This is a genomic window from uncultured Veillonella sp., from assembly GCF_934190855.1.
In the GTDB taxonomy this organism is placed as follows: Bacteria; Bacillota; Negativicutes; order Veillonellales; family Veillonellaceae; genus Veillonella.
In genome coordinates this window covers 1-11,170 of sequence record NZ_CAKPTN010000049.1, presented here as the reverse complement: position 1 = coordinate 11,170, position 11,170 = coordinate 1, and the positions used below count along the sequence as shown (strand labels likewise).

The window sequence follows — 11,170 nt, the reverse complement described above, 5'->3', positions numbered from 1 at the left end:
AGAAGTAGAGCAAATTATGTACTGGGCTTCTTATGCTCCACGCGGTAATCGCGGTATGGGTGCTGGTGCTGTTCGTGCAGGTCGTTATGGACGTATTACAGACTACCTAGAACGCATCAATGATGAAATGTGTATTTTGCCTCAAATTGAAAGTCGCAAAGGTATTGAAAACCTTGATGCGATTGCTAGTGTAGAAGGAATTGGTGGTGTATTCCTTGGCCCAATCGATCTTGCTGTAGACATGGGTCATGGCCTTAATATCTTCCATCCAGAGGTAGAAGCGGCAATGGAATATGCAATTAAACGTATTCGTGAGCTTGGTGTCCCAGTAGGTACTATCGCTTTAACTCCTGAACAAGCGAAACGTTTTGCTGATCTTGGAGCGAGCTTCCTTGGCCTTGGTGCAGATACTCAATTCCTTGTACAAGCTGCTGATACAGCACTTGCTACATTTAAATCCAGTATTGGTAAATAACCAAATAAGTATATATTAAAGTCATATACTATCCTTTATATAAACCTAACAATTATCTCATACAAAAAAACGCTAGTTATAATAACTAGCATTTTTTGCGTTAACTCTCAAATATAAACACGGTCATCGATAGGGAGCCTGAGTTATAGCTTTGGTTAAAGGCTGTTAGTTTTGTACTGCAGTAAAGCGTTGACGACCAAATTTGTGGTTGTTAATTTCATCCACTAAGATTTGAGCATATGTTTCGTAGGAAATATATGGTTGACCTTCTTTATTCATGATGACAGTTTCGTTGCCGATAACATAGTCATTAGATTCAGGGCCTTCTGCATCAAAGATTGGTGCTGGGCTAAAGAACGTCCAGTCTACGTTGCTGAATTTACGCAAAATATCGATAGCGTTACCTTGAGCTTTTGCAAGACCTAAGAAGTCTGCAGGGAATTCTGGAGTGTCATACAATTGTACTGTGTGATCTTCGTCTACATAGAGGCTACCTGCACCACCTACAACGATGAGGCGCGTATTTGTGTTAGCCAATGCTTTCACAAGTAATAATGTTAAATCTGTTTGTAAATGATACGTATCTGGTGTGAAAGCGCTTGTAGCATTTACTACTACGTCAAATTGAGTTAATTCTTGTTTAGTTAATTGCAACGCGTCTTTTACGATAGTTGGAATACCTTCAATAGCACCTTCGCGGCGAACAACGCCTGTTACTTGATGACCCGCTTTGAGGGCTTTTTCTACAATACGACGACCTGCGTTACCATTTGCACCGATTACTAAAATGTTCATGTTAATTCTCCTTTTTGTGAAAGTCTCTTTTGTTGAGAGTATAGTTCTTTAAATGTGATTGAGCAAAACTCTTATCCATAGACTGGTGAGTAAAGTTTACTCTGTAATTGTTATTGTGTTCAGCTGATGACCTCATTATATATATGTGCAAATATTTTGAATAGTAGAATTATTTGCGATAGGTACTATCAAAAGTGATAGAATTATGATATTTACTGAATAAAAATTTTTCAAAAAGTTTTGTACCCTCAAAAAAGATACTATGAATTGCTTGCAATTCTAAAAATATGTGATATGATTTGAACTACATTAAGGATTACATTCTTTAGTGTGAAATAGATATATTAATCTAGGTATACATATTATGTTAAACACATATAATTTCTACGCTAACTATTAATAGATAAGGAGAATTATCATGGCAGAGCAACTCGTAAATGTTCATGATCTAGTGGGGCGCTGTCCCTTTGCAACGAGTCAAAAGTTATTAGCCGGCAAATGGTCGTTATTGATCATGCACGAATTAGCCGAAGGTCCTGTGCGCTTTCGTGAGCTAGAACGTCGTTTACATCCCATTACACAAGCCACACTAACAAGAGCTTTGCGCCAACTCGAGGATGACGGTCTCGTACATCGAGAAGTATATGGCACTATTCCACCAAAGGTTGAATATAGCCTTACGGAAGTAGGGGCAGGTTTTAAAATGGTTCTCGCATCTCTTGAAACTTGGGGTAACCAATATATTGACTATATGAAAGCCTCTGGTCGTATCTAAACCGAATGATTATAACTGTATAAAAGGACTATCTATGATCATCGTCATAACGGATAGTCCTTGTTTTTATTAAGATTGTTTCCCTTTACTGTTAAATAGCAACTGTAATATATCTTCAATATATCTTAATGTATCGGTACTTTTCATGCCAAGTATTTATAAAAATATGGTATAATAAACAATACGAATGATATAAATTCTCAATAAATTAGAGGTAATGATAATAATGTTAAATGTTACTTTTTTAGCTCATAGCGGCTTCCTCGTAGATGATGGTAAGCGTTGCTATGTGTTTGATTATTATAAAGATCCTAACAATATAGTTTGGCAATTAGCTAAGCGTGGCCGTGAGCTTTGGTTCTTCGTGAGCCATACTCACGGTGATCACTTCAATCCGTCTATTACGGAGTTTGATGGTCCGCAAACGCGTTATATTTGCCATCAAGATGTGCCATTAGAGGGCAAGGTTAAGAAATGTATTACCATGCGCCCTGGCCAAGATGCCACCTTAGATGATGTAGGCATTCATATGTATGGCAGCACCGATGAAGGCGGTTCTTTCTATGTAAAGACAGATACGGCTAACATCGACTCTGATTCTATTTTCCACGCTGGTGACCTCAACTGGTGGCATTGGCTCGGTGATACACCAGAGAACAATGAAGATGCAAAGCGCATGGCTTGGCGTGAGTTTAAGGAGTTAGAAGGCTTGACCGTAGATGTAGCGATGTTCCCTGTGGATAATCGCCTGGAAGACGCTATGGAGTGGGGCAGCATTGAATTCTTGCGCCGCGTACAAGTCAATAAGGCCTTTATTCCGATGCATCTAAATGGTCCACTTTGGTCTCCATCCGTGTATTTTAAAGCCCTCTTTGGAGATGTGCCAATTTGGGCGCCTCAAAAAGATGGCGATGAATGCACATTCTAAATCTACTTTCACAGTTTGTAGTTTGTGAAGGTCCGTGACCACAGCGGTCACTACGTTATATGGGGAGAGTCTATATACGTAATTCAGTAAGTTAGGATCAAGTGATGATGAAAACTAAACCAGTGGCAACCACCCTGTTGGTTGTCATGGCTATTATATTTTTAATTGCATATCCACAAAGGCAGGATACGTTTTGGGCATTTATCATGCACGTATCTGGAGCGGCCATGATTGGCGGTCTTGCAGACTGGTATGCGGTAACGGCACTCTTTACGAAGCCTTTGGGGATTCCGTTTAAGACTGCAATCTTACCGCGCAGCAAGGAGCGGCTCATTCAAATGGGGCGCACCATGCTCAGTGAAGAGTTATTGCGCGTGCCACAGATGTATTATGCTATCAAAAAAGAACGAGTTATGGTCCGTATCATTGAATACGGCATGAGTGAAGTAGGGCAAGGCCAAATTAAAGAAATCTTGTACGGTGTAGGTAATCAAGTGTTATCCCATATGGATATTGAGCCCATGCGTCAAGAAATCAATAAGGCTGTTTATAAAGGTGTTACCAACTGGAAGGCGACGCCTCTCGTTATCTTGTTTGGCCGCTGTATGTTAGAGCGTCAAACAGCAGGTGTTTTCTGGTTGTATTTCAACCGTACATGTCAGCGTGTTATTGCATCGAATCAGGTATATCCTTATTTGTACCGCGTCATGTTAGACATTATGAAAACCTATACGAAGGATTCCTTCTTCCGCGAATTGGCCATTGCCTTTGGCGGTGACGGGCTTTCACCAGAACGATTGGTAGAAACGGTACAGAAAAAGGCCGTTCAGTTCCTCAAGGAAAATGAGTCTATCGATTCTGCTCTAGGTCGCTACGTATGGGGCCAAGCCATTCGATTCTTCAATAATTTGGAAACAAACAAAGAATGGCAAGCTTTCATCGAGGAACATAAAGATCAATGGATTAAAATGGTTCTCGAAGAATGGGAAGGCAAGCTCATCGATGGCGATACAGTAGACTGGAATCGCCTCATGGACATCGTTATGGACCGCTTTAACGTGCTCGGTACGGAAATCTTGTTGAACCCAGAGAAGCAAGGTCCCTTTGAACGTTTCTTCTTGTTGCGTAGCATTCCGTGGTTACAAAAATTGAACCCACTCATCGATAAGGTGGTTGGTCAGGAATTATCTCGTTACTCACCGGACGAAATCACCCAAATCGTGCGCGGTAAAATGTACTACGACCTCCAAATGGTACGTATTAATGGTTCCCTCGTAGGTGCTGTCCTAGGTGGCATCTTCTACGGATTGACCATTTTTGTAGAGGGGGTGCTCAAATGATTCGCTATTTGAAATCCCTCACCTTGCGGCAGCGCGCAAACGGCATTCTTGGCTTGACTGCTGTATTGTACTGTTTTGCTTTCGTAGGTCAATTTTTCTTTGGTTCTGAAAGCTGGTATCAGCCGCTCTATTGGGCTGTGCAGTCTGCCCTTATCGGCAGCGTGGCCGACTGGTTTGCTGTAACTGCCTTGTTCCGTAAGCCATTAGGTTTCCCATACCATACGGCACTCATTCCAAGAAATAAAGATCGTCTCATCAACGGTGTTATCAAGCTCGTTGAGACAAAGATGCTTACTAAGGATCGTTGTAAGGTATTGTTAAATAATGTACAATTTGTTCCATTGTTTGAAAAATTCTTGCTATCTCCGGAAGGGCAACGGGCAGCTCGTCTCGTTATTCACCAAGGTTTGCATCTATTATGGAAATCTCAAACCAGCGAAGAATGGGCACAGTGGGGGGCAAAACGCATTCGCGGTTTGCTAGAGAAACATTCCCTCGTGCCTGTGTTAAAACACGTTCTGCTCGACTTATGTGAGCATAATCGCTACGAAGGCATGGTTGTACAGGTGTTGAACGTAGTTCAAGAACGTATCAACCATCCGGCTATGGTGACATGGCTTACCGCGGTTGTAGCAGAAGAGGCGCATAAGAAAAAGAGAAAAGGCTTCTGGTCTGATTTTCTCATTTCTATGTCTGAAGCAACAGATGTGGTAAACTACCATGAGTTAGCACAGGCTATCGTTCAAGAGGCCTATGCGATGCTTGAAAACTGGAAGCGACCAAATAGTCCGGAACGGACTGCATGGCTTCGTCAATGGGTAGATCCGATTCGCAATATTGAAGATAATCGCGAGGTTTGCAATGCTCTCGATGAAGCGTGGGAACGTTGGATTCGAGAACAAGACTGGGAATCTGTCATTGAAAACCATTTATGCCCGTATGTAGAGGAATTATTGCTTGTAGGGGATGAAAATGGGGAAACACCAGCTCAAGTATTAGTTAATATTGCCCTTGAATTATGGACCGTATACGGTCAATCTGAAGACCTTAGAAACCGCATTGAAAATACATTACACGATATAGGTATCTACGTCCTTGAGCAAGGTTATGACCTCATTGAAACCATCATCCGCCAAGTTCTTGGTGGCCTTAGCAGTGAGAAGTTTATTTACTTCATCGAGTCTAAGGTAGAGGACGACCTCAGCTGGATTCGTATCAACGGTGCCATTGTTGGTGCTGTAGCGGGCTTGCTCGTATGGACATTCCTAGAATACGTGTACATGCCATTCTGGCAACAATTTGTAGGATAAAATTAGATAACAAGAAAAGGGGCTGACCAATGGTCAGCCCCTTTAGTTTATTCTTCACTTTGAGTGTACGGTAATCGCACGGTAAACGTAGTTTTTACTTGTGGTTCACTAGTGGCTGTTACTGTGCCGTGGTGCAAGCTAATAACTTTGTTTACGAAGTATAGGCCAAGGCCGATACCGTGATTTGATTTTTTGTTACGGGATTGTTCCGTTTGATACATGCGGTCCCAAATGTGCTCAAGGTTTTCTTGCTCGATACCAATACCATTATCTGACACGGTAATAACGAGCTCATGACCTACGAGTTTTGCTGAAATATCGATGGTGGAGTTCGTGAACTTAATGGCGTTATCCACTAAGTTTGTAATAGCTCGACGCAAGGATACTTCGTGAGCCGTCATGCGTAAATTTGGCTCAATTTGAGATGTAATAGTGATTTGCTTTTCTGTGTTTTCTGCACAAAGTCGAGTATAGTCATGAACCATATTCGTTAGCATCCCTGAAACGTCTACAGGGGCTAAGGTAAGATCTTGGGCATTTTCCAGGCGAGCTACGTCAAGTAACTGGCTAACAAGATTTGTCATAAACTTAGCTTGTTCCAAGATATGTGTCAAACCTTCTCGTAAATCTTCTTCGGTGCGTCCATATTTTAAAGCAAATTCACTTTCTGCTTTAATAACCGCAATTGGTGTGCGCAACTCGTGAGATACGTCAGAACTAAACTGTCTTTCACGGTTTGAAGAATCTTCAAGACCAGAAATCATACGATTGAAAGTCGTAGTTAGTTCGTAGATTTCATCCTTTGCAGTGCGCGGTGGGATGTCGATACGGCGACTCAAGTCGTTGTTCTTACCGATAACTTTAGCTGTTTTGGTCAAGGTTCGGACTGGTTTCAGCCCTTTCTTGATAAAGAGATAACCACCTAGTGAGGAAATCAGCAAGAATATGATATTTCCTAATAGTAAGCTGTATAAAAGGTTTTCAGTCTTTTTAGACGCTGTTTTTACCTTTGTAACGGCACGCAAAATACCACGATAATTCGGTTCGTTAACCGGCGTATCGTAGTAGTAGAAGGTGTCATCACCAACAGCAATTTCTCCAACCTGTCCCAAAGAGAGGACTGTTTGGTTTGGGAAACCATCTGGTAAGGCGCCTTTAATAATATAACCGTCTTGGGTGGATACGAAGAAGAATGTATTATCTTGGTACGGTTTAAACTTGCGAATATCCGTAGCCATAATCATCGCTTGCTGCTGCAAACGTTCTCGTACTTCCTTGTTATCGGACTCATGTGTATAGGCATAAATCCATGCGGAAGCAACCATCAAAATGATGAGCAAAAAGATGGTATACCAAGACATAATTTTAAAGGTTAGGGGCAGCCGATTGAATAAATCGGTGGCTGCCCCGGACATGGTGTCCAAATCCCGGTGGGGATCGTTAGTTTTCAGTTTTGAGGACATACCCTACTCCGCGAACCGTTTGAATGAGTTTTACATTCTCATCGGTATCGATTTTTTTGCGCAAATCTTTAATGTATACGTCGATGAGGTTAGAGTAGCTTTCATAATCGTATTCCCAAACATGGTCAAGAATTTGTTGACGAGACAATACGATATTTTCGTTACTTGCTAAATAGAATAAGAGGTCGAATTCTTTTGCTGTCAATGTAATCGTTTCGCCATCGCGTTTAACTGTACGTTGTGGAACATTGATAGTAAGAGGACCCACATGGATGTCGTTTTGTGCATGACGCGCGTTGCGACGAGCCAATGCATAGATACGAGCTGTTAATTCTTCAAGATCAAAAGGTTTTACGAGATAATCGTCAGCGCCAGTGTTAAGGCCTGTTACTTTATCTTGCAAGGAATCTTTTGCTGTTAAAAGCAATACAGGTGTTGTATTGCCGTCGTTACGCATTTGTGCAAGAGCACTAATGCCGTCGAGGATCGGCATCATAATGTCCATTACGATAACGTCATAGCTAGATGTGTTAACGTAATCGATCGCTTGTTGACCGTTGAAGCATGTATCAACAGTCATATTCTCTGCACGCAAATATTTGGCCGTAATGCCATTCAGCATTTCTTCGTCTTCTACAAGTAAAATTTTCATTCTCTGTTCTCCTTATGTATGAGTTAAATATATAGCTCTCCAACTACTATAATATAGTCATTATATATATAAGCTTTCATTTATTGTGAAAGCCACAACACCATATAAGGTGACTATATATATAATATTATATAACTTATTTATCTATTATCATACCTTATACAATAGGAATGAGCAAAAGATGAATGTCTATGCGAGTTTATAAGCCTCTTCTTCATGTTTTGAAACCCTAAAAATGGGGAAATACTGAAAGTTAATGAATTCTACTAATGAATGAAGATGAACTATATCGAAGATTGCCGTATGTGCATAGATGAGCATAATTTTGTCGATTTTGGATGATGTGAAAGAAATCACTTAAAAAACTTGTGATAATAATTATCACAGATATAAATGCTTATTATATATGATAAAAACCGATGACTTTCGATAGTTAAATTCGAGGTATTTTTAGTAGGAATTTAACGGATATTAATTATTATGAACAGTTGCAACAAAGTAAAAAGCTAGTATTTATGGGGATCGTAAAAACGTTAGGAGAAATAAAAATATACAAAAATTTCGGAACCGAACTACTTCCGTAATATCCTTCAGTTCTTGTGAGAATTATTCATATAGGTATTTTAATTGCTCATAATTTTACCTTAAAAACATTAAGTGAAATAAATTATCAATTAGATTAATCAAAATTAATTATGCATAATAAGGTTTAGACATGACCTAAAATGCTCTCTATAATTATAGGTAAAGAAATAAGAAAAATCGCATAAGTATGGGGTTTTTCTTGAAAGAAAAATGATTAGGTTATCAAAAATTTTTATAAGTTTTTGAAATGAGATAGTCTAACAAATTTTCTTATTAAGGTAGTTATGAGGAGGTCATTATGGAACAGTATGATGTTCTAGTAGTAGGTAGCGGTGGCGCTGGTCAACGCGCGGCTCTTGAAGTAGGTCGTCGTAAAGGCTTAAGTGTAGCTCTTATTACTAAAATTTTCCCAACTCGCTCTGCAACAGCAATGGCGCAAGGCGGCGTAAATGCTTGTTTGAATAACGTAGCAGCTGAAGACACTATCGAAACTCATACTTTCGATACAGTAAAAGGTTCTGACTATCTTGGTGACCAAGATGCGATCGAATTCTTCTGCTCCCGTTGTCCAGAAGGCGTACTTGAAATGGACCACATGGGTGCTCCATTCTCCCGTACAGAACAAAATAAAATTGCGCAACGTAACTTCGGTGGTCAATCCTATCCACGTACTTGCTACTCTGCGGATAAAACTGGTCACGTTATTTTGCACACAACTTACGAACAATGCTTGAAAGAAGGCGTTAAGTTCTTGCAAGAATGGTACCTTTTAGATCTTGTTAAAGATGCAGAGGGCAAAGTTGGTGGCGCTGTTATCTGGAACATGAAAGAAGGTAAAGTAGAACAAATTAAAGCAAAAGCTATCATCTTGTCTACTGGTGGTGCTGGCCGTGTATTCTGGACTCGTACTACTAACCCATTCCTTTCCACAGGCGACGGCATGGCAGCAGCTTTCCGCGCTGGTAATGCATTGAAAGATATGGAAATGATCCAATTCCATCCAACTGGTCTTGGTCGTACTGGTATCTTGATGTCCGAAGCGGTTCGTGGTGAAGGTGGTTACCTTCTTAACGCTGAAGGCGAACGTTTCATGAAAAAATATGCGCCTAACAAAATGGAATTGGCATCCCGTGACGTTGTAGCGAAAGCAATCGAAGATGAAATCGCTGCAGGTCGTGGTTTCGGTTCTGGCCTTAACGCATACGTAGTAGCTGACCTTCGTCACTTAGGTCCTGAAGTTATCATCGAAAAACTTCATGGTATCCGTGACTTGGCTATGTGCTTCGAGCATTGTGATCCTTTGACAACTCCAGTACCTATCCGTCCTACATGTCACTACATCATGGGTGGTATCGACGTAGTAGATTACAAAACTTGTGCTACTTCTCTTCCAGGCTTGTTCTCCTCCGGTGAAGCATCCTGTATCTCCATCCACGGTGCTAACCGCTTGGGTGGTAACTCCTTGGCAGACGGCGTAGTATTCGGTAAAGTATCCGGTGCTGGTGCAGCTGACTATGCTGAAACACATGAACAACCTAACGTAGATGCAGAATTAGCTGCAGCTGCTAAACACTGGGAAGAAAAATTCACTGAAGTAACGACTCGCCAAGGCGGTCGCCCAGTAGTTGAAATCCGTGACGCATTAGCTAACGCTATGTGGAACAAAGTAGGTATCTTCCGTAATGAACAAGGTATTACTGAAGCATTAGAAGAAATCAACCAATTGATGGAAGATTACAAAACTTGTTATGTAGGTGACCCTGAACGTACTTACAACATGGCATTCGTAAACTATTGTGAAATCGGCTCCATGTTAACAGTAGCTAAAGCTATTGCTATGGGCGCTTTACACCGCCGCGAATCTCGTGGTGCTCACGTTCGTGAAGACCATCCAAAACGTAATGATGAAAGATACTTAAAACACTCTTTGATCAAATTGGGTGCAAATGGCGAGTACGAATTGACAGAACGCGACGTAGTGTTCACTAAATACGAACCACAAGAAAGGAAGTACTAAGATGAGACAAATCACCTACCATATCCACCGTTACCAACAAGGTCGCGCGTTTGTACAGACTTTCAAATTCGATTATGAAGCTGACCGTACAATTCTTTGGGGCCTTCAAAAAATTAAAGACACTCAAGATCCAACATTAACATTCTTGGCTGCTTGTCGTTCCGCAGTTTGCGGCGCTTGCTCCGTTCGCGTAAATGGCGAAGCAATGCTTGGTTGCGAAGCTAAAATCGACGAATTAACAGAACGTTATGGTACTGATGAATTAACAATCGCACCTATCGGCAACTTCCGCGTTATTCGTGACTTAGTTGTTGATTGGGAATCCAAAGTTGATCGTTTGAAAACAGTTGCTCCTTGGATCTTCCTTAAAGCTGAATTCAACGAAGGTGACAAAATTGTTCGCCAAACTCCAGCTGACTTCAAAAAATTCGTTGCTGGTACAGAATGTATCCTTTGCGGTTGCTGTGCATCTGAATGTAACAAATTGACTGCAAAACAAGAAGATTTCTTGGAACCATATGTATTCACAAAAGCTAACCGTTTCGTATTGGATAGCCGTGATGATGCACCTATGGCTCACATTCAACCTGCATTCGACAACGGTCTTTGGAAATGCGTTCACTGCATGAACTGTATCTCCCGTTGTCCTAAACACTTAAAACCTGCTCAAGATATTTCCAACTTGCGTAAAGAAGCTACAAAAGCTGGTCTTACTAACAGCAAAGGCGTTCGCCATGCAGTTGCTTTCAAAGAGGACCTTTACAAAACTGGTCGCTTGAAAGAAGTTTCTATGAGCTTGAAATCTGATGGTGTTGTAGATTCCGCTAAAC

10 protein-coding genes are annotated in these 11,170 nt (G+C 41.0%); 7 read left to right on the top strand and 3 right to left on the bottom strand.

What is annotated here, in order from left to right; all coding sequences use genetic code 11:
* Positions 1-475, top strand: a 475-nt coding sequence (locus tag Q0F90_RS04355) for an HpcH/HpaI aldolase/citrate lyase family protein (protein ID WP_296003693.1), incomplete at its 5' end; no start/stop codon positions are given.
* 165 nt (positions 476-640) lie between these two features.
* Here the strand turns inward: Q0F90_RS04355 and Q0F90_RS04350 are convergent.
* Complete coding sequence (locus Q0F90_RS04350) at positions 641-1,270, bottom strand: NAD(P)-dependent oxidoreductase (RefSeq protein ID WP_296003691.1); 630 nt, start codon at positions 1,268-1,270, stop codon at positions 641-643.
* Positions 1,271-1,688: 418 nt separating this feature from the next.
* On the opposite strand from Q0F90_RS04350, the gene Q0F90_RS04345 reads away from it, so the two are divergent.
* The 4 genes from Q0F90_RS04345 (at position 1,689) to Q0F90_RS04330 (ending at position 5,623) form a co-directional block, all read left to right on the top strand.
* Positions 1,689-2,045, top strand: a complete 357-nt coding sequence (locus Q0F90_RS04345) for a helix-turn-helix domain-containing protein (RefSeq protein ID WP_296003689.1) — start codon at positions 1,689-1,691, stop codon at positions 2,043-2,045.
* Between the two features lie 226 nt (positions 2,046-2,271).
* Positions 2,272-2,973 carry an MBL fold metallo-hydrolase gene (locus tag Q0F90_RS04340; RefSeq protein WP_296003687.1) on the top strand — a complete coding sequence of 234 codons (702 nt, stop codon included), beginning with the start codon at positions 2,272-2,274 and terminating at the stop codon, positions 2,971-2,973.
* Between the two features lie 104 nt (positions 2,974-3,077).
* Positions 3,078-4,313: a DUF445 family protein gene (locus Q0F90_RS04335; RefSeq protein WP_296003685.1), complete on the top strand. Its 1,236-nt coding sequence runs from the start codon at positions 3,078-3,080 to the stop codon at positions 4,311-4,313.
* Positions 4,310-5,623, top strand: a complete 1,314-nt coding sequence (locus Q0F90_RS04330; RefSeq protein WP_296003683.1) for a DUF445 domain-containing protein — start codon at positions 4,310-4,312, stop codon at positions 5,621-5,623. Before Q0F90_RS04335 ends, Q0F90_RS04330 begins: the two co-directional genes overlap by 4 nt.
* A gap of 47 nt (positions 5,624-5,670) precedes the next feature.
* Here the strand turns inward: Q0F90_RS04330 and Q0F90_RS04325 are convergent, their stop codons facing one another.
* Together Q0F90_RS04325 and Q0F90_RS04320 are read right to left on the bottom strand one after the other, a co-directional pair.
* Positions 5,671-7,086 (bottom strand): ATP-binding protein, encoded by a 1,416-nt coding sequence (locus Q0F90_RS04325; RefSeq protein ID WP_296003681.1) that lies wholly within the window; start codon positions 7,084-7,086, stop codon positions 5,671-5,673.
* Positions 7,064-7,738: a response regulator transcription factor gene (locus Q0F90_RS04320; RefSeq protein WP_004698139.1), complete on the bottom strand. Its 675-nt coding sequence runs from the start codon at positions 7,736-7,738 to the stop codon at positions 7,064-7,066. Before Q0F90_RS04320 ends, Q0F90_RS04325 begins: the two co-directional genes overlap by 23 nt.
* A gap of 883 nt (positions 7,739-8,621) precedes the next feature.
* Between Q0F90_RS04320 and Q0F90_RS04315 the strand changes: the two genes are divergently transcribed.
* Together Q0F90_RS04315 and Q0F90_RS04310 are read left to right on the top strand one after the other, a co-directional pair.
* Complete coding sequence (locus tag Q0F90_RS04315; protein ID WP_296003679.1) at positions 8,622-10,340, top strand: FAD-binding protein; 1,719 nt, start codon at positions 8,622-8,624, stop codon at positions 10,338-10,340.
* A 1-nt stretch (position 10,341) separates the two neighbouring features.
* Positions 10,342-11,170, top strand: an 829-nt coding sequence (locus tag Q0F90_RS04310) for a succinate dehydrogenase/fumarate reductase iron-sulfur subunit (protein WP_296003677.1), incomplete at its 3' end; no start/stop codon positions are given.